This is a genomic window from Micrococcus sp. KBS0714 (genome assembly GCF_002008305.4).
Classification (GTDB): domain Bacteria; phylum Actinomycetota; class Actinomycetes; order Actinomycetales; family Micrococcaceae; genus Micrococcus; species Micrococcus luteus.
This window is the reverse complement of sequence record NZ_CP042169.1, coordinates 534,834-553,301: the sequence shown is the minus strand read 5'-3', so window position 1 is coordinate 553,301 and position 18,468 is coordinate 534,834. Positions and strand designations below refer to the sequence as shown.

The following is an 18,468-nucleotide window of genomic DNA, read 5'->3' as shown; positions in this document are numbered from 1 at the left end:
CATGCCCGGCGCCCAGGGGGAGGACGAAGCCATGAGCGAGACCACCGCGTTGCGCATCCGCACCGGTCTCGATGCCGTGACGGTGAGCGGCCTCACAGGAGACGAGCGCGCGGAGGTCATCGCGTCCTGGGCCCGATGCGGTGTGGAGGCCGTGGAGCCGCCGGCCCGCGCGGATGCGCACCGCGACGCCGACACCGCGCGTCCGTGGCTCCAGTGGCACGAGGACCTGGTGTTCCTGGCGACCTCACGGACGATCGAGTCCGCCCGCGGCACCCACCTGCTGTTCCATGCCGCGTGCCTCGCCGCACCGGACACCGGGGCGGCGATGGTCCTGGTGGCGGCGTCCGGGACGGGCAAGACGACGGCCACGCGCCGGCTGGGACCCCATTTCGCCTACCTCACCGACGAGACGGCGATCATCGCACCGGACGGCCTGACCGTCACGCCCTACCCCAAACCGCTGTCCCTGCTGGGGTCACGGGGGGTGCGCCCGAAGACCCAGCGAGGCCCGGACGACCTGGGTCTCGGTCCGACCCTCCCCGACGCCCGGCTGGCCCGGATCGCCGTGCTGGACCGCGTGCGGGATCCGGCAGGCCCGGTGACGCCGCGGGCGGAGGCCATAGAACTCGTGGCCGCGCTCGAGGCGCTCGTCCCCCAGACATCCTCCCTCTCCCTGCTCCCCCGCGGTCTCGTGACGCTCTGCCGCGTCCTCGACACGGTCGGCGGCGCCCAACGCCTGGTCTACGCCGAAGCGGAGGACCTGCGGGATGTCGTCGACGGCCTCCTGGCGGCCCCGCCCACGTCCGTCACCCCCGCCTGGGAGGCGCTCACCGAGGAAGAGCTGCGGGCCTCGGTCGGTGCGGCGGCCCCGGGCGCGGTGTCCCGCTGCGCCGTCGACGACGGCATCCTGACCGACAGCGGCCGCCTGGTCCTGCTCGCCTCGGACCGCCTGGTCGTGCTCGAAGGTCTGGGCCCGTCCGTCTGGCTCCTGCTGGACGAGTCGCGGACGGCCGCCGACGTGGTGGCCTGCCTCCGCGCCGAAGGGCCCGTTCCCGAGGACGCCGAGGCCCGGGTGCGGAAGGCGATGGACGCCCTCGTCTCCGCCGGGCTGGCCACGGCCGGCTGAGGCGGCCGGGCTCGGAGCCTACCTCTGCTGTGACATCCGCAGGCGCCAGTGGAGATCGAACTTCGTCGATCGCGCCTTACGGAGCGCCCGGTGACGCCATTCTCTTAGGAAGTCGGCCACGCCGACGGGCGGGATCTCGGCATCATTCGCTGCGCGCCATCCCACGTGCTCGTCGTCCTGGATGGACGACTCCCCCTCCCAGCCGGCGAGGTTGGGGCGCACGGCGAGGACATCGATGCCCAGTTCGTCCCGATAGAACCCGTGGTAGTCGGCCACCCACCACGGCCTCCCCCCGAAGTCCTCGTCGAGCGCCCGTGTGATGAGACGCGCTGCTGCCCGGGTGACCATGTAGTACCCCGTGCCGGTCAAACCAGCGCCCCAGCGACCGAAGGTCACGACACCAAGGCGGGATGGGTGCCGAAGTCTGCGCGCAAGGAGCGAGAGTTGAACGAAGTGCTCGGACTGGCTCGCGACCGATCGATCGCGCCGCCCACCCGGCCCGTAGGGATCAGCCAGGATGACGAGGGACGTCGTGGAAACATATGGTGCGATTCTTTGCACCACCGCTTCCGCATCCTCGGCAAACCGCGCGTCGTCTTCCGCGACGAGTAACAGGTCATGGTCAGCTCCGACCTCCTCGGCAAAACTTCGCATGACCCCCATGTGGCTCAGGGTGCAGCCGATCTCACCGGGACGGGGATCACGCTGGAAAAAGTCCCGGAACCGCTCCACATCGAAGCGCTCTGTCACCGAACCCGAACGATTGTCGATGGCGTCGAACACCTCAAAGTCCTCGCCCCCCGGCTGGGCTCGGAACCCGGACAGGCGCGTGCTGTCCGGCAAGGCGATGACGACACGACGGATGATGCGGGACCTCGGAGAGCGCGGCTTGACTGCCACTGATCGCTCACCCCTTTCCCTTCTCCTGGCCGTTGCGTATGCGCCGACCCGACGCCGCCACCACGACGTATCTCAGTGCCCGCCCCAGTGCGTGGGCGGCCACACCGTCACGAAGACCTCGCCCACGATGTCCTCGCGGGTGACGAAGCGCGCGCAGTCCCCGGCCTGGTCGGCGGGGATGCCGCGGCACGCGATCACGGAGTCGGCCGAGTTCGAGCGGTGGTCGCCGAGCACGAGCATCGAGTCCTCCGGCACGGTGACCGGGCCGAAGCAGCGCGCGGACATCACCTCGGACTCGCAGTCCAGCTCGTCCCGGATGAACGGCAGGTCGTTGTGGATGTACGGCTCATCCAGGGGCTCCCCGTCCACGGTCACGGCGCCCTCGGCGGTGCAGCACTCCACGGTCTGCCCCGCGGTGCCGATCACGCGCTTGACCAGGGCCTGCTCGTGCGAGCGGCCGATGCCGGTGAGGTCGCCGAACGTGCGGACGGCGTTCTCCACGGCCCCCTCCGGTGGCATGGGGTGCGCCCAGTCCTCGTTGGCCGTGAAGACCACCACGTCCTGGGCGTCGGCCGCCCCGTCCGGGTAGGCGGTGCGGTTGACCAGCATGCGGTCCCCCACCTCGAGGGTGTTCTCCATCGAGCCGGACGGCACCGAGTACACCTTCACCCACAGGGCCTGCACCACGGCGACGACCGCGAGGGCCACCACCACGTTCAGCAGCAGGGAGGCCCAGAACGGCAGGCGCGGACGGTGAGGCTGCGGCGCGGCCACCGCGCCGCCGTCTTCCCCGTGGGCCGGCTCGACGCGCTCGGCCATGGTCAGGCGACGCCGTCGAAGAGGCTGGTGACCGAGCCGTCCTCGAAGACCTCGCGGATCGCGCGGGCGATCAGCGGGGCGATCGAGAGCACGGTGAGGGTCTCGAAGCGCTTCTCCTCCGGGATGGGCAGGGTGTTGGTCACCACGACCTCACGGGCGCCGCACTCGCCGAGACGCTGGGCGGCCGGGTCCGAGAACACCGGGTGCGTGGCGGCGATGATGACGTCCTTGGCGCCGGCGTCCTTGAGGATCTGCACGGCGCCGGCGATGGTGCCGCCGGTGTCGATCATGTCGTCGATCAGCACGCAGACGCGGCCCTCGACGTCCCCGACCACGGTCTTGGACTCGGCCTTGTTCGGAACGGTGAGGTCCCGGCTCTTGTGCACGAAGCCCAGCGGCACGCCGCCCAGGCGGTCCGCCCACTGCTCCGCCACGCGCACGCGACCGGTGTCCGGGGAGACCACCGTGACCTCCTCGCCCTCCACGCTGGAGCGGATGTGGTCCGCCAGCAGCGGGATGGCGAACAGGTGGTCCACCGGGCCGTCGAAGAAGCCCTGGATCTGGGCGGTGTGCAGGTCCACGCTCATCACGCGGGAGGCGCCGGCGGTCTTGTACAGGTCCGCCACGAGGCGGGCCGAGATCGGCTCGCGGCCGCGGCCCTTCTTGTCCTGGCGGGCGTATGGGTAGAACGGCGAGACCACTGTGATGCGGCGGGCGGAGGCGCGCTTCATGGAGTCCACCATGATCAGCTGCTCCATGAGGTGGTTGTTCAGCGGCGCCGGGTGCGACTGGATGATGAACACGTCCTTGCCGCGCACCGACTCACCCGACCGCACATAGATCTCGCCGTTGGCGAAGTCGTAGGCGCTCATGGGGAGCAGCTCGGTGCCCAGCTCCTCGGCGATCTCCTGCGCGAGCTCGGGGTGGGCGCGGCCCGTGGCCAGCACCAGTCGCTTGTCCTCGCTGCGGCTCAGCTCCGTCATGACGTCCTCAACATCCTTCGTGGTCTCGCGTTTCAGGACCGACGGCGTCCGGCGTCGGTGTCGGCCGCCCGGGGCGGCCCGGTCCTCGCACCCATCCTAGGGCGCGCGGGATCAGCCCTGAGCGCCGGAGCCCTCGGCGCCGGCGGCCCGCGCGATCCTTGTGATCAACGACTCCAGCCAATCCGCCGCGTCGGACACGCGCGGCTGCAGGAGCCTGGCCTGTCCCTCCGCACCCACTCGTGTCTCCTCCAGCGCATCCAGGTACCCCTGCTCGAGAGTCCGGACGTGAGCGACCGGAGGCGGCCACTCATGCGGTGTGTGTCCTGCCGCAGTCCGGCCGGGTGACCGAAACATGAAAGTACGGCTGACGAGATCTGCGAGCAACGGGATGTCGACACCACCCTCGGCCTCCGCCCCATGCCAGAGCAACTGGATGTCCACGAGATCGTGGCCTCGCGTCTGATGTGGATCCGTGACGGCATGGATCTTCTGTGCGAGCTGCTGCTCGACAGCCATCACGGCCACAGACCGCGGTGTTCCACATCCCAACGCGGTGACCGCCTCCGCGACCTGGGGTGCCACGACCTCGACTGGCTGCGCCAGCGTGCTGCCCTCGAATTCGTCGCGCCCGATCTCGATCGGGACCGACACCCAACTTGTCCTCGCGGAGAGAAAATGCAGGGTCACCTTCGCTCGTGACAGGACGTAGGGATCGGGCACTCCGAGAGGCTCCGCAGGATCGTCCTCATGCACCGTGCCGAAGAAGGCCACCCGGGTCGCAGCCGGGTCGGCCTTGAGTTCTCTCTTGCTCCCGGGCGCGGCCCCCCATCCCCGGTCGACGAACCCGGTCAAGTCCTTCAGCGCCTGCTGGGGATCGCGAGCCAGTAGATCGAGATCCCGGGTCGCCCGCGTCCCGGTGGCTCCATGTCGGAGTCGAACGCCATTTCCACCCTTGACTACGACGCCTTCCGGCAACATCTGCGCCACGATCACTGCTCCCAGCAACCGGCGCGCCCGGTCCACCGGAACGCCCATCGCGTCAGCGATCGCCTCCAGTCGACGGTTGAGTTGGCCTTCGCTCCTGGGCGCACCTCGAGCTCCCAGATCGCCCAGGCCCACGACCACGTCATCGACCGCCACGATGTCCACCGTTCTGCCGCGCCTCCAGGTCCTTCTTCAAGCTCCTCGCCTCGCCCACCGTGAGCAGCCCGCGCGCGCGGGCCTCCTCGATCGCAGCGGCGACGCGCTCGAGAGGGATGCGGTCGAGTGCCTCACGAAGGGCTTGGTTGATCGTGAGGCCTCGCACGCCGCCGTGAAAGGTGAGGTCCTCGTCGCCCGGCGGGGGACGGCGTCGTGTCACTCGTACATGCGCGCGCGGCGAGCCGCGGTACCGCCTCGTCACGCCCACCCGTACGACGGAGGGATCGACCAGGGCGAGGTCGTACAGTGACAGCACTGCGTCCCAGTCCAGGAATGCATCTTCACCGCCCGTGGCCACGGCCTCCGCCGCGTCCGTGAACCGGTCGCGGGGAACCTGGCGATGGAGGTACACCCCGTGGGCCAGCCTCCGCAGAACGCCGCGCTGGGCGAGCTTGCGGACCTCGACGGCGGGCACGCCCGCCTCCTCCGCTTCCGTAGTGGTGATGACCCCGTGGTTCCCCGCAGCCACGTCCCACAGATCGTCACGATACGTCACGGGATCACCACCTCATCTCTGGTGTCACAACCGTACCGGAATCGGTACGGTTGTGACACGCCGACCTCTTGTCGGGCGCGCGGGGTCAGCCCTGAGCGCCGGAGCCCTCCGCGCCGGCGGCCCGCGCGGCCTCGGCCGAGGAGGTGCCCGGGCGCTTGGCCGGCACCCAGCCCTCGAGGGTGCGCTGGCTCACGGCGTTCAGCGCCAGGGCCCCGGCGGGCACGTCCTCGCGGACCACGGCGCCCGCGCCGGTGTAGGCGCCGTCGCCCACGGTCACCGGGGCCGTGAACACGGTGTTGGAGCCGGTGCGCACGTGCGCGCCGATCACCGTGCGGTGCTTGTTGACGCCGTCGTAGTTGGCGGTGATGTTGCCGCAGCCGATGTTGGTGTACTCGCCGATCTCGGCGTCCCCGGCGTAGCCCAGGTGGGAGAGCTTGGCGCCGCGGCCCACGGTCACGTTCTTGGTCTCGTAGAACGCGCCGATCTTGCCATCCTCCCCCAGCACCGTGCCCGGGCGCAGGTAGGTGAACGGGCCGACGGTCGCGCCCGCGCCGATCACGGCCTCCGTGGCGTCGGTGCGCTTCACCACGGCGCCCTCCCCCACCTGCGTGTCCGTGAGGGTGGAGTCCGGGCCGACGACGGCGCCCGTGGCCACCGACGTCGCCCCATGCAGCTGGGTGCCGGGCTTGAGCGTGACGTCCGAGGCGAGGGAGACGGTGACGTCCACCCACGTGGAGGACGGGTCGACGACCGTGACACCCTCCTTCATCCAGCCGCGCAGCACGCGGTCGTTGAGCTGGCGGCCCAGGTCGGAGAGCTGCCGGCGGTCATTGGCACCCTCGACCTCCCACACGTCGTCCGTGCCCACCGAGGCGACGCGGCCGCCCTCGGCGCGGGCCATGCCGAGCACGTCCGTGAGGTACTTCTCACCCTGCACGTTGTCCGTGGAGATCTCCGGCAGGGTGCGGCGCAGCAGGGCGGCGTCGAAGGCGTAGATGCCGGAGTTGACCTCGCGGATCGCCACGAAGGAGTCGTCCCCCGTGGCCTCGGCGTGGGCGAGGGCGTCCTTGTGCTCCATGATCCGCTCCACGAGGCCCTCGGCGTCGCGGACGATGCGGCCGTAGCCCGTGGCGTCCTCGAGGGTGGCGGTGAGCACGGTGACGGCGTTGCCGTCCGCCTCGTGGTCCGCGACGAGGCGGGCGAGGGTCTCCGGGGTCAGCAGCGGGACGTCGCCGTAGGTCACCACGACGGTGCCCTCGAGGTCCGCGGGCAGGGCGGCCAGGCCCAGCTCGACGGCGCGGCCGGTGCCCGGCACGTCGTCCTGGTCGGCGATCGCCAGCGCGTCGATGCCCAGCTGGGCCGCCACCGTCTCGATGTGCTCGGCCACGCGAGCCCGCTCGTGCCGGACCACGGCCACGAGGTGCTCCGGCGAGAGCGACCAGGCCGCCGCGAGCGCGTGGCCCACGAGGGAGCGCCCCCCGATCGCATGCATGATCTTCGGCGTCGTCGACTTCATGCGGGTGCCCTGGCCCGCGGCCAGGACGATCACGGCGGAGGGACGGGCGGACGGCTGGGACATGGGGGCTCCTGCACCGGTGGGGGTCAGAGGACGGGGGTTCCGCCCCTAGGATTCGAACCTAGACCGCACGGCTCCAAAGGCCGGCGTGCTGCCATTACACCAGGGCGGAGCGCCGGACCCCAGGGGGCGGCGACGACGGCCCATTCTTCCACACAGGTCGCGCGGATCCGGGGTCAATAGGCGCCGTCGGCGGCGACCACGGCCTTGACGGTCCGCCCCAGGATCACGAGGTCGCCCAGGATGGACCAGTTCTCCACGTAGTAGAGGTCCAGGCGGACCGCCTCCTCCCACGGGAGGTCGGACCGGCCGGAGACCTGCCACAGCCCCGTGATGCCGGGCTGCACCAGGAAGCGGCGGTGCACGTACTGCCCGTAGGCCTCGACCTCGTGCGGCAGGTGGGGCCGCGGGCCCACGAGGGACATCTCCCCCCGCAGCACGTTCACGAGCTGGGGCAGCTCGTCGATGCTGGTGCGGCGGATGAGCTTGCCGACCCGGGTGATGCGCGGGTCGTCCTTCATCTTGAACAGCACGTCCGCATCCCCGCCGTCCGAGACGAGCCGCTGCCGGATCTCCTCGGCGTCCACCACCATGGAACGGAACTTGAGCATGGTGAACGGCCTGCCGCCGAGACCGATGCGCTCCTGCCGGAACAGCACCGGCCCGCCGTCCGTGGCCTTGACCGCGATCGCGACGGCGATCAGCAGCGGCGAGATGGCGATCAGGCCCAGCCCCGACGCGACGACGTCGAACGCCCGCTTGGCGAACGCCTTGCCCTCGGAGAGGCGCGGGGTGGAGAGGTGGATGAGCGGCAGGCCCGCCAGGGGCTGCGTGTGGAGGCGGGGTCCGGCGACGTCCACGAGCGCGGGCGCCATGATCAGGGAGACGCCTCGCTCCTGCAGCTCCCAGCCCAGTCGGCGGACGTCCCCGGGAACGAACGAGTGGCCCGAGGTGATCACCACGGCTTCGACGTCGCGCACCTCCACGAGGGCGACCACGTCCTCCACGGTGTCCAGGTCCGTGGAGACCGGTATCGGGAGGTAGTCCTCCCGCCGGGCCTTGTATCCGGGGAGAGCCGCCGCCACGGGGGCGTAGCCGGCGCCGGCCTCGGAGTCGAGGGTCTGGAAGATGTGCCGGACCGCCTTCGGGCCGCCGACGAGCAGGAGCCGCCGCCGGAACCTGCCGCGGTGTCGCTGCCGCGCCACCCACCCGCGCACGAGGAACCGGCCCAGCAGGAGCAGGAGCACGCCCAGCGGCAGAGCCAGGCCCACATAGCCGCGCGCCACTTCGAGACCTGCCGCATAGGCGAGGATCGCGACGGTGCCGAAGAGGTAGAGGGTGCCCTGCAGGACCCGCTTGTACTCCTCGCTGCCCACCCCCAGGATCCGGATGTCCCGCGAGCCCTGGATGGTCAGCGCGAGCACCCAGGCCGCGCTCAGCGCGAGGCTGATGACGCTGTAGTCGATGACTTCGGCACCGGGGAGGGTGGTGCGCCGCGGTCCGCCGAAGCGGAGCTGGGCCGAGACGAAGGTGGCGAGCAGGACCGCGACCACGTCCACGATGAGGACGAGCAGCGGAAGGCCCCGCTCCCACGGCCGGCCCAGCACACGGCCGCGGGCGGTCGAGCCCATGCGGAGCGCGGTCGACTCATCACCGGGACTCCCGATCACGCTCTGCTCCTCCGTCCTGACGCGGGGGACGGTCCACGTCGTGGGGGTCGGGCATGGTGCTGTGCCCCGGCCCCCGATTGTAGGCCGGAAACAGCCTTCAGCTGTGCCACCTGCCACACTCCCCTGTGCACGCCCGCCGGTCAGTCCCCTTCGGCGAGTTCAGCGGCCCGCAGCCACTCCTCCTCCAGGACGTCCAGCTGCGCGTCGAGGTCCTTCAGGTCGGCGGAGGCCGCGGTGAGGGCGTCGAAGTCCTGCGCCTGCCCCAGCGCGGCCATCCGCGCCTCGAGGCCGGACCTGCGGTCCCGGAGCCGGGTCATCTGCTTCTCGAGCCGGGCCATCTCCTTGCGGGCCAGCCGACGCTCCGCCTCGGTGGGCCCGGTGTCCTCCTCCGGCCCGCCCATGCCCGCGCACGTCCCGACGACGTCGTTGCGGCCCCGTACCGGGCCGGCTCCCCGGGCCGGGCCGCCGGCCTCGTCCATCGCGGCGCGCAGCTCGAGGTACTGGTCCACCCCGCCGGGCAGGCCGCGGACCTTGCCGTCCCCGAGCAGGGCGACCTGGTGGTCGGTGACGCGCTCGAGCAGGTAACGGTCATGGGAGACCACCACGAGGGTCCCGGGCCACCCGTCCAGCACGTCCTCGACGGCGGCCAGGGTGTCCGTGTCCAGGTCGTTGGTCGGCTCGTCGAGCATGAGGACGTTGGGCTCGCCCACGAGCAGGCGCAGCAGCTGCAGGCGCCGGCGCTCGCCGCCCGAGAGCTCGGAGACCTGAGTCCACTGCCGGGAGGTGCCGAAGCCGAGCATCTCGAGCAGCTGGCCGGAGGACATCTCGCGGTCACCGACCTGGAAGGACGAGCCTTCGCGGGCCATGACTTCGGCGACGCGCAGGTGGGCGACGTCGTCGAGCTCCTTCACGTCCTGGGTGAGGGTGGCCGAGACCACCGTCTTGCCGCGCTTCACCCGCCCCGAGTCCGGGGCGATGCGGCCGTCGAGCAGGCGCAGCAGGGTCGACTTGCCCGCACCGTTGACGCCGACCACGCCGAGCCGCTCGCCGGGCGCCAGGCGCAGGGTGACGTCGTCGAGGATCGGCTTCTCCCCCAGCGTCAGGCTCACGTGCTCGAGGTCGAGGACGTCCTTGCCCAGCCGGGCCGTGGCCATCTTCGCCAGGGACACCGAGTCACGCGGGGCGGGGACGTCCTCGATGATGGCGTTGGCCGCCTCGATGCGGAACTTCGGCTTGGACGTGCGCGCCGGGGCGCCACGGCGCAGCCAGGCGAGCTCCTTCTTCACGAGCTGCTGACGCTTCTGCTCCGTCACCGCCGCCTGCCGGGAGCGCTCCGCGCGCGCGAGCACCCACGCCGCGTAGCCGCCGTCGAACGGGTCCACCGTGGCGTCGTGCACCTCCCACGTGCGCGTGCAGACCTCGTCGAGGAACCACCGGTCGTGGGTGACCACCACGAGGCCGCCGTCGGTGGGGCGCCAGCGCGGCTTCAGGTGGCGGGCGAGCCACGCGACGCCCTCGACGTCCAGGTGGTTGGTGGGCTCGTCGAGGAAGAGGACGTCGTCGTCCCCGGCGAGCAGACGGGCCAGGGCCACGCGACGGCGCTGGCCGCCGGAGAGGCCCCGCACGGACTGCTCCAGGTCGAAGCCGTCGAGGAGACCGCCCAGGACGTCCCGGACCTTGGGGTCTGAGGCCCACACGTGGTCGTCCACGTCCCCGACCACGGCCTGACGCACGGTGTGCTCCGGGTCGAGCCGGTCCTGCTGGTCCAGCACGCCCACGCGGACGCCGCCGCGGCGGGTGACGCGGCCCGTGTCGGGTTCCTGGAGGCCGGCGAGGATGCGCATGAGCGTGGACTTGCCGTCACCGTTGCGGCCCACGAGTCCGATCCGGTCCCCCTCATCCACGCCGAGGGAGAGGCCCTCGAGGACGGTGCGGGTTCCGAAGGCGATGCCGATGTTCTCGGCGCCGAGCAGGTGGGCCATGGAGGAGGTGGTCCTTTCCGGACGGAGGAGGGGTGGTCGGGTGCGGCGGGGTGCGCCGCCGGGTGTCAGAGCACGTGGGCGCCGGGCACGGGGCCGTGGACGGGGAGGGCGCGCACGCCCGTGCGCTCCTCGATGGCCGAGGCCAGCCGCAGCGCGGAGGCCTCGTCCTGCGCCACGAAGAGCAGGGTGGGGCCGGAGCCGGAGACCATGCCGCGCAGCGCGCCCTCGTCCAGGCCGAGGTCGAGGACGTCCGAGAGCTCGGGGAACAGGACGACGGCCGGGGTCTGCAGGTCGTTGTCCATGGCGGTGGCGAGTTCGAGCGGGTCGGCCGCGGTGAGGGCCCGCAGGACGGCCTCGTTCACCTCCGGGCGCGGCGGCCCGTCGGGCAGGTGGCCCTCCCGGCGCAGCTCGTCCAGGGTCTGGAAGACCACGGGCGTGGACAGCCCGGCGTCCGCCGGGACGAGGACGAGGTGCACCGGGGTGCGGGCCGCGACGGGGGTCAGCTCGACCCCGGTCCCGAGCCCGACGGCGGCGCCGCCCAGCACGCTGAAGGGCACGTCCGCGCCCAGCGGGGCGGCCAGCTCGGCGAGCTCGGCGCGGGTGTGCCCGGTCTCCCACAGGGCGCTGCACGCGAGCAGCGCGGCGGCCGCGTCGGCGGAGCCGCCGCCCATGCCGCCCGCGACCGGGACCTGTTTGGCGACCTCGAGGTGGACGCCGTGGCTGTCAGGATCGAGTCCGAGGGTGTGCCTCAGGTGTGCGGCGGCGCGGTGCGCGAGGTTGCGCTCGTCCCAGGGCACGTCCTGGGTGTCCACCAGACTGATGTGGCGGCCCGACGGGCCGACGGTGATCCTCCCGTCCGTGCGCGCGATCGCCGTGACGGTCTCCCGCAGGCTGACGGCCAGGTACACGGTGGCCACGGGGTGGTAGCCGTCCGCGCCGGGCGGCCCCACCCGCAGGGACAGGTTCACCTTGCCGGGGGCGCTGACCGTGACGTGCCGGGCCGTGGGGTCGAGGCCGAGGTCCTCCGTCGTCATGCGCTCACCTCCGCCGCACGCCGCGGGCCGTGCTCGGCGATCCGCGCGAAGGCCGCGATGTCCAGGGCCTCGCCGCGGGCGCGTGGGTCCACGCCGGCGGCCACCAGGGCGTCCTCCGCCGCCTGCGGCGACCCCGCCCAGGAGGCGAGAGCGGCGCGCAGGGTCTTGCGGCGCTGGGCGAAGGCGGCGTCCACCACGGCGAAGACCTCCCGGCGGGACGCGCCGCCCGTCGGCGGCTCGCGCCGGGTGAAGGCGACCAGCCCGGAGTGGATGCGCGGAGCGGGCCAGAACACCTGGGTGCCGATGGTGCCCGCCTTGCGCACGTCTGCGTACCACGCCGCCTTGGCGGACGGCACGCCGTAGACCTTGGAGCCGGGCCCGGCCGCGAGACGGTCCGCGACCTCCTCCTGCACCATCACCAGGCCGTGCCGCAGCCCCGGCAGGACCGCGAGCGCGTGCAGCAGCACGGGCACGGCCACGTTGTAGGGCAGGTTCGCCACGAGCGCGGTGGGGCCGCCGGCGGCGGCGGCGGGCCGGACCTCAGCCAGGGCCTGCTCGCTCAGCGTCATGGCGTCCGCGTGCAGCACGGCGAGGGCGTCCTCGGCCCCGGGGCGGAACTCGGCGGCGGTGCGCGGCAGGCGGGCGGCGGTGACCGGGTCGATCTCGACGGCGGTGACGGCGGCGGCCGCGTCCAGCAGGCCGAGGGTGAGCGAGCCCAGACCGGGGCCGATCTCGAGCACGTGCTCGTCCGCGGTCACGTCCGCGGCCTGCACGATGCGCCGGATCGTGTTCGGGTCGATCACGAAGTTCTGGCCCCACTGCTTGGTGGGACGCAGGTCCAGCTCGGCGGCGATGCGCCGCACGTCCGCGGCGCTCAGCAGCGGGGCGGGGGCGGGGTGCGGGGAGGGCTGGACCATGCCCGCGAGTCTATCGGGGCGCCGGACAGGGTAGCCGGGGCGCAGCGGCGCGGGCTCCGCTCAGGTGGAGAGGTCACCGAGCCGGACGAGCTCGCGGAACTCGGGGCTCGTCTCCTGCAGCCCGGCGAACGTGCCCTGGCCGATGATCCGCCCCTGGTCCATCAGCACGATCTGATCGCAGCGCTTGACCGTGGAGAGACGGTGGGCGACCACGATGACCGTGATCCGTCCGCGCAGCGACTCGATCACCTCGGTGACCCGGCGTTCCGTGAGGTTGTCGAGGGCCGACGTCGCCTCGTCGAGCACGAGGAGGCGGGGGCGCCGGAAGAGCGCGCGCGCGATGCCCAGGCGCTGGCGCTGGCCGCCGGAGACGCCCACGGCCCCTTCGCCGATCACGGTGTCCAGGCCGTCGGGGAGCTCGTCCAGCCACTGCCCCAGCTGGGCTTCGCGCAGCACGCGCTCCACCTCGGCCCGGTCCGCCGTCTGGGCGGCCTCGACGTCGAGGAGCACGTTGTGCAGCACCGTCCCGTTGACCACGGTGACGGACTGGGGGACGAACGCCACGTTGTCCCACCAGCCGCGCGGGTTGGCCTCGAGCTCCACCCCGTCCACGTAGACCCCGCCGCGCTGGGCGTGGTGGAAGCCGATGACCAGGTCCACCAGGGTGGTCTTGCCGGCACCGCTGCCGCCCACGAAGGCGTACGAGGAGCCGAAGGGGATGCGCAGGTCGATGTCGCGCAGGACCGGCTCGGCCTTGCCGGGGTAGGTGAAGGACGCGTCCCGCACCTCGATGGACTCCTCGAACGTGATGCGCTCGTAGGGCCGGTCCGCCGCGTGCAGGACCGGCTGCGCGGCGGCGAGTTCCGCCGTCGTGCGCTCGAAGGCCGGCCAGGAGGTGCGGATCTCATTGGTGGTGGCCATGAGCGCGGCCATGGACGGCAGCACGCGGAAGCCGGCCATCGCGAGCAGGGCGAGCGAGCCGAACGCCTCCCCGCCGCGACCCTGGATGAAGGCCACGGCCACGAGCGCCGCGATGGCGGCCACGAAGGCGACCTCGAGCACGTAACGCGGCATCATCGTGAGGATCATCTTGAGCCGCGTGGCTTCGGCGCTCTCCATGCGGGCCGCGCGGTACTCCTCCATGAAGGCCGAGTCGTTGCCGCGGATCTTCACGTCCTTGTAGTTCTCCAGGCCCTGCAGCGCCGCCGTGTTGGCCCGCTCCCCCGCGGTCACCAGGGTCCAGCCCAGGCGGGAGGCCGGGCGGCGGATCACGGTCTTGATCACCCAGGCGACGGCGAGGAAGTACAGGGCCATCCCGAGCCCCGTCAGCGGCATGGCGACGCCCACCACGACCGTCACCGCGACGAGCGTCACCGCCTCCGTGAGGAACGTGACGGACGCGTTCACCACGCCCGTGTAGGCCATGCTGGAGGTGCCGGTGACGTTGTTGACCAGGGTGCCGACCGTGCGCGTCAGGTGCAGGCCGTAGTCGGCCCGCAGGTAGTAGCGCAGCAGCGTGGCGGACGTGCGGATGAGGTTCTGGTTGGTGAACCCCATGGTCCACCAGCGGAACGCGAGCACCAGGATCGCCTTGAGCAGGAAGGCCAGCACGATCACGACAGCGAAGGCCACCGTCTGCTCCGGCACCGTCACGGCCCCGAACCGGGCCAGCAGCCCTTCGAGCGCCGGGGAGCCCAGCTCACCCGAGGTCAGCAGGCTGACCAGCGGGAGGATCGAGGCGAGCGCCACCATCTCGAGGCCGGCCACGAGGACGGACCCGAGGACCACGAACACGAGGCGGATCCGCATGGGGCGGTCCACCAGGTACTGCGTTCCCTCGGGCAGCCGGGCTTTGAGGAGTCGGGTCAGCACGTCGCCCATCCTAGGGGCCGGGTCTGGATCGGCTCAGAACGAGCCGTACACCCGGGCGGTGTTCTCGCTCACCGCGCGGGCGAGGGCCGCCACGTCGTCTCCGCGCGTCTCCGCCATGCCCCGCAGCGTCAGCGGGATCAGGTAGGGCGCGTTGGGGCGGCCCCGATGCGGATGCGGTGTGAGGAAGGGCGCGTCCGTCTCCACGAGCAGCAGCTCGGCCGGGGCGATCCGCAGCGCCTCGCGCAGCTCGTCGTTGGCCTTGAAGGTGACGGGACCGGCGAAGGACATGTGCCAGCCGTGCTCGGCGCACGTGCGGGCCAGATCGGGCCCGCCGGAGAAGCAGTGGAACACCACGTGCGGGGGCAGCCCGCCGTCGGCCGCCTCCTCGAGCAGGATCCGGACGACGTCGTCGTGCGCGTCCCGATCGTGGATCTGCAGGGCCGTGCCGAGTTCGCGGGCGAGTCGGATGTGCCGGCGGAAGGACTCCTGCTGCGCGGCGTGGCCGGCCTCGTCCTGCGTCCGGAAGTAGTCGAGGCCCGTCTCGCCGACGGCGCGCACGCGGGGGTGGCGGGCGAGCTCCGCGATCTGCGCGAACGCCTCCTCGAACTCGCCGCGCTCGGCCAGGCGGGCCGCGTCGTTGGGGTGCAGCGCCACGGCCCCGAGCAGGCGGGGCTCGGCCTCGATCGCCGCGATCGTGAACCGGGCCGAGGCGATGTCGCAGCCCACCTGGACCGCCCCGGTCACGCCCACGGCCTCCGCCGCGTCCATCGCCTGGTGGACGTCCACGCGGACCAGGCCGTCGCGGAAGTCCAGGTGCGTGTGGTTGTCCACGACGGGCACCGGCAGCGGCTCCGGTGCGGGCGGGTACTCGAGGCGCCGCCGACGTCCCGACTTCTCCTCGTGGGCGTCCCGGCGCGGGCCGCCGTCGTCGTCCGGCTGCTGGGCGGGGGCGCGGTAGGCGAGCGGGGTCTCGGATGCGTGGGCCATGCACCCCACTCTAGGGAGCCGAGCCCGGGCCGCTGATACGCCTCGGGGGCGGTATCGGGTGGTATCCACGTCGGATACCACCCGATACCGCCCCCGGAGGACACGGCTCGGCGCGAGGGTCAGGCCTTCGTGGCCGCCCACGGGTCGGCGATGCCGATGTACTGCACCGAGGTGTACTCCTCGATGCCCTCGGCGCCGCCCTCGCGGCCCAGGCCCGACTGCTTCACGCCGCCGAACGGCGCGGCCGGGTTGGAGATGACGCCCACGTTGTAGCCCATGAGGCCGAACTCGATGCTCTCGGCCACGCGGTACATCCGGGCCTGATCCTTGGTGAACACGTAGGAGGCGAGGCCGTACTCGGTGTCGTTGGCCATCTCGATGGCCTCCTCCTCGGAGGAGAAGGTCACGATCGGGGCCACGGGGCCGAAGATCTCCTGCTGGAGGATCGGGTTGCCCTTCTCCACCTTGATCGCGGTCGGCGCGTAGAAGTAGCCGTCGCCCTCGATCTTGTGGCCGCCGGTGAGCACCTCGCCGCCGGCCGCCACGGCGTCCTGGACGAGCTGGTCGATGTCGTCGCGCGCGCCTTCGTCCACGATCGGGCCGAGGGTGGACTCCGGGTCGGTGCCGCGCAGGGGCTTGAGCGCCTCGAGCTTGGCCACGAACTTCTGCGTGAACTCCTCGGCCACGTCCTCGTGCACGAGGAAGCGGTTGGCGGCGGTGCAGGCCTCGCCCATGTTGCGCATCTTCGCGGCGAAGGCACCCTCGACGGCGGCGTCCAGGTCCGCGTCCTCGAAGACGATGAGCGGGGCGTTGCCGCCGAGCTCCATGGAGGTGCGCAGCACGTTGTCCGCCGCGTCCTTCATGAGGCGCACACCGACCGGCGTGGAGCCGGTGAAGGACACCTTGCGCAGGCGCCGGTCCTGCAGGATCGGGCTGGAGATCGACGAGGCGGAGGAGCCCGCCACGACGTTGAGCACGCCCTTGGGCAGGCCGGCCTCCTGCATCACCTGCGCGAACAGCTGGGTGGTCAGCGGGGTCAGCTTGGCGGCCTTGAGGACCATGGTGCAGCCGGCGGCGACGGCGGGGCCCACCTTGCGGGTGGCCATGGCCAGCGGGAAGTTCCACGGGGTGATCAGCAGGCACGGGCCCACCGGGCGGTGGTGCACCTGCATGCGCAGCGTGCCCTCGGGCACGGTCAGGGTGCGGCCGTAGTGGCGGCCGGCCTCCTCCGAGAACCAGCGCAGGAAGCCGTTGCCGTACGTGACCTCGCCGCGGGCCTCGGCGAGCGGCTTGCCCATCTCGAGGGTCATCAGCAGCGCGAAGTCCTCGGCGCGCTCGTTGATCAGATCGTAGGCGCGGCGCAGGATGTCGGCGCGCTCCTTGGCCGGGGTGCGGGCCCAGTCGGCCTGCGCGGCGCAGGCGGCGTCGAAGGCGGCCATGGCGTCGTCGGAGTTCGCGTCCTGCAGGCTCGCGATGACCTTGCCGGTGGCGGGATCCTTCACGTCGAAGGTCTTGCCGGAGGAGGCATCGCGCCACTCGCCGTCGATCAGCAGGCCGGTGGGGACGGACTCCAGCAGCGCCTTCTCGCGCTCAGCGGTCACGGTCATGATGCACCTCTTTCGGGGTCGGTGGTCGGAGGCGGCACGCCCCGCGTCCTGAAAGGAAACGGGTGGACGGCCACGGCTATTCCGACGCCGTCCGGCGGCGGTCGGCAGCGGCTCCACGGCCGATCCTAGCTGTACCCCGCCAGGACGCTGGTGAGCGTCGCGCGGTGACGATCGGGAGAACCTCCGTGGGGTGAAGCGCTCTGGGTTTCGTCCCGAGTCTCAGCAAGAAGAATCGAAAGGCCCGAGAAGTTCGGTCCCGGGGTGCGTGAGCGTGCTGTGCGCATGGTTCACGACCGTCGGGCACTCGACGGCGGTCCGAGATCGGAGTCGAGCCGTGCCGTCGCACCCCAAGTCGGCGTCGGCGTGCAGACACTGAGGGTCTGGTGCAACCGGTACGGGCCACCAGGGCCCTCCGCGATCGCCATCGAGGTCGCGATCCTGGACTGGGTCACCGGGTGGAACACCCGACGACTCCATCGAGCCCTCGGCTCGTGGCGGCTCCAGCAGGTGGGAGCAACGCCCATGAATGCAGCGAGGGGTGGCTGCAGAGGGCTGCAGCCACCCCTCGCTGACACGTGGGTTGAGAGAGACTCGAGTCAGTTCGTCGTCTTGGGGCCGATGATCTCGAGGCGATCGGCAGACCAGGTAACGTTCGACGCGGCCCCCGTGTCGAACGCGACGCGCTGCGTGCCGATATACGCGGTGAGGTGGACCTGGTTGACCATGGACGCCACGTCCTTGGCCCAGAAGTAGGGATTGAATGACGGCTGTGCGTAGTAATAGCAGCCGGTAATGGGTGCTGAATACGTCAGGGTGATGGAGGACCCGTCCGAGGCCAGCTTGGTGACTTCCCAGTATGCGGGGTTAGTGCCGGTCACGAAGCGGTCCCCGACCTTCAACGTGTAGAAGGTCTTGCTGTCGCCCACGCTGCCGTTCGTGTAGGTGTTGTAGGGGGTGCCGGCCTTCCGAGCGTTCAGGACCTTGCGGAAGTCGACGATGCCCGCAGGAGCCGTGTAGACGATCGAGATCTTCTTGTTCTGGACGGATTGGCAGGCCGTGGCATCGGGGATACCCACGCCCGGTGTGGCATTCAGATAGAGCGCGGTCGTACCGTTTTGCGCCTGGACGTACTTCGTCATGAGCGGGTTCGCGTACAGAGTTGCGCCGGCAACCACGCCAACGCTCGATACAGCAAAGGCCGGGGCTGCGGCGGTGGCAGCGATCGCCGGGACGGACCAGGTGACACCCTTAGTTACTTGTCGGCGCGAGATCGCTCGAGTTTCGTTGACCATGCCAAGC

15 protein-coding genes and 1 tRNA gene are annotated in these 18,468 nt (G+C 71.5%); 1 reads left to right on the top strand and 15 read right to left on the bottom strand.

What is annotated here, in order from left to right; translation table 11 throughout:
* Positions 1-31 precede the first annotated feature (31 nt).
* Positions 32-1,126 (top strand): PqqD family peptide modification chaperone, encoded by a 1,095-nt coding sequence (locus B1A86_RS02505; protein ID WP_089529301.1) that lies wholly within the window; start codon positions 32-34, stop codon positions 1,124-1,126.
* 18 nt (positions 1,127-1,144) lie between these two features.
* Here B1A86_RS02505 and B1A86_RS02500 read toward each other — a convergent pair whose 3' ends face one another.
* The 15 genes from B1A86_RS02500 to B1A86_RS02430 all read right to left on the bottom strand — a co-directional run bounded on the left by B1A86_RS02500 (position 1,145) and on the right by B1A86_RS02430 (position 18,461).
* Positions 1,145-2,026 (bottom strand): glycosyltransferase family 25 protein, encoded by an 882-nt coding sequence (locus tag B1A86_RS02500; RefSeq protein ID WP_078025741.1) that lies wholly within the window; start codon positions 2,024-2,026, stop codon positions 1,145-1,147.
* Between the two features lie 72 nt (positions 2,027-2,098).
* Entirely contained in the window at positions 2,099-2,845 is a 747-nt protein-coding gene (gene lepB, locus B1A86_RS02495) for a signal peptidase I (protein ID WP_078025742.1), read from the bottom strand.
* A gap of 2 nt (positions 2,846-2,847) precedes the next feature.
* Positions 2,848-3,828 carry a ribose-phosphate diphosphokinase gene (locus tag B1A86_RS02490; protein ID WP_036340441.1) on the bottom strand — a complete coding sequence of 327 codons (981 nt, stop codon included), beginning with the start codon at positions 3,826-3,828 and terminating at the stop codon, positions 2,848-2,850.
* 111 nt (positions 3,829-3,939) lie between these two features.
* Positions 3,940-4,977 (bottom strand): nucleotidyl transferase AbiEii/AbiGii toxin family protein, encoded by a 1,038-nt coding sequence (locus B1A86_RS02485; RefSeq protein ID WP_020627446.1) that lies wholly within the window; start codon positions 4,975-4,977, stop codon positions 3,940-3,942.
* Entirely contained in the window at positions 4,955-5,524 is a 570-nt protein-coding gene (locus B1A86_RS02480) for a type IV toxin-antitoxin system AbiEi family antitoxin domain-containing protein (protein WP_020627445.1), read from the bottom strand. The genes B1A86_RS02485 and B1A86_RS02480 overlap by 23 nt, the downstream gene beginning before the upstream one ends.
* 85 nt (positions 5,525-5,609) lie before the next feature.
* Positions 5,610-7,103 (bottom strand): bifunctional UDP-N-acetylglucosamine diphosphorylase/glucosamine-1-phosphate N-acetyltransferase GlmU, encoded by a 1,494-nt coding sequence (gene glmU, locus B1A86_RS02475; protein WP_078025743.1) that lies wholly within the window; start codon positions 7,101-7,103, stop codon positions 5,610-5,612.
* Positions 7,104-7,140: 37 nt separating this feature from the next.
* Positions 7,141-7,212, bottom strand: a tRNA-Gln gene (locus tag B1A86_RS02470).
* Positions 7,213-7,276: 64 nt separating this feature from the next.
* Complete coding sequence (locus B1A86_RS02465; protein WP_078025744.1) at positions 7,277-8,770, bottom strand: sugar transferase; 1,494 nt, start codon at positions 8,768-8,770, stop codon at positions 7,277-7,279.
* A gap of 140 nt (positions 8,771-8,910) precedes the next feature.
* On the bottom strand, positions 8,911-10,752 hold the full coding sequence (locus tag B1A86_RS02460) for an ABC-F family ATP-binding cassette domain-containing protein (RefSeq protein WP_078025745.1): 1,842 nt from the start codon (positions 10,750-10,752) through the stop codon (positions 8,911-8,913).
* A 65-nt stretch (positions 10,753-10,817) separates the two neighbouring features.
* Positions 10,818-11,786: a 4-(cytidine 5'-diphospho)-2-C-methyl-D-erythritol kinase gene (locus tag B1A86_RS02455; protein WP_078025746.1), complete on the bottom strand. Its 969-nt coding sequence runs from the start codon at positions 11,784-11,786 to the stop codon at positions 10,818-10,820.
* Positions 11,783-12,703: a 16S rRNA (adenine(1518)-N(6)/adenine(1519)-N(6))-dimethyltransferase RsmA gene (gene rsmA / locus B1A86_RS02450; RefSeq protein WP_078025747.1), complete on the bottom strand. Its 921-nt coding sequence runs from the start codon at positions 12,701-12,703 to the stop codon at positions 11,783-11,785. Before rsmA ends, B1A86_RS02455 begins: the two co-directional genes overlap by 4 nt.
* A gap of 60 nt (positions 12,704-12,763) precedes the next feature.
* A complete protein-coding gene (locus B1A86_RS02445; protein WP_246836838.1) occupies positions 12,764-14,584 on the bottom strand; it encodes an ABC transporter ATP-binding protein in 1,821 nt (606 codons plus the stop codon).
* A 24-nt stretch (positions 14,585-14,608) separates the two neighbouring features.
* Positions 14,609-15,562, bottom strand: a complete 954-nt coding sequence (locus B1A86_RS02440) for a TatD family hydrolase (protein ID WP_078025749.1) — start codon at positions 15,560-15,562, stop codon at positions 14,609-14,611.
* A 119-nt stretch (positions 15,563-15,681) separates the two neighbouring features.
* A complete protein-coding gene (locus tag B1A86_RS02435) occupies positions 15,682-17,169 on the bottom strand; it encodes an NAD-dependent succinate-semialdehyde dehydrogenase (protein ID WP_036316357.1) in 1,488 nt (495 codons plus the stop codon).
* Between the two features lie 596 nt (positions 17,170-17,765).
* A complete protein-coding gene (locus tag B1A86_RS02430; RefSeq protein WP_138976778.1) occupies positions 17,766-18,461 on the bottom strand; it encodes a hypothetical protein in 696 nt (231 codons plus the stop codon).
* Positions 18,462-18,468: the final 7 nt, after the last annotated feature.

Coding starts and splice junctions, on each gene's coding strand:
- B1A86_RS02505 (WP_089529301.1), top strand. CDS start 32: ATGAGCGAGACCACCGCGTTGCGCATCCGCACCGGTCTCGATGCCGTG.
- lepB (WP_078025742.1), bottom strand. CDS start 2,845: ATGGCCGAGCGCGTCGAGCCGGCCCACGGGGAAGACGGCGGCGCGGTG.
- B1A86_RS02490 (WP_036340441.1), bottom strand. CDS start 3,828: ATGACGGAGCTGAGCCGCAGCGAGGACAAGCGACTGGTGCTGGCCACG.
- glmU (WP_078025743.1), bottom strand. CDS start 7,103: ATGTCCCAGCCGTCCGCCCGTCCCTCCGCCGTGATCGTCCTGGCCGCG.
- B1A86_RS02460 (WP_078025745.1), bottom strand. CDS start 10,752: ATGGCCCACCTGCTCGGCGCCGAGAACATCGGCATCGCCTTCGGAACC.
- B1A86_RS02455 (WP_078025746.1), bottom strand. CDS start 11,786: ATGACGACGGAGGACCTCGGCCTCGACCCCACGGCCCGGCACGTCACG.
- rsmA (WP_078025747.1), bottom strand. CDS start 12,703: ATGGTCCAGCCCTCCCCGCACCCCGCCCCCGCCCCGCTGCTGAGCGCC.
- B1A86_RS02445 (WP_246836838.1), bottom strand. CDS start 14,584: ATGGGCGACGTGCTGACCCGACTCCTCAAAGCCCGGCTGCCCGAGGGA.
- B1A86_RS02440 (WP_078025749.1), bottom strand. CDS start 15,562: ATGGCCCACGCATCCGAGACCCCGCTCGCCTACCGCGCCCCCGCCCAG.
- B1A86_RS02435 (WP_036316357.1), bottom strand. CDS start 17,169: ATGACCGTGACCGCTGAGCGCGAGAAGGCGCTGCTGGAGTCCGTCCCC.
- B1A86_RS02430 (WP_138976778.1), bottom strand. CDS start 18,461: ATGGTCAACGAAACTCGAGCGATCTCGCGCCGACAAGTAACTAAGGGT.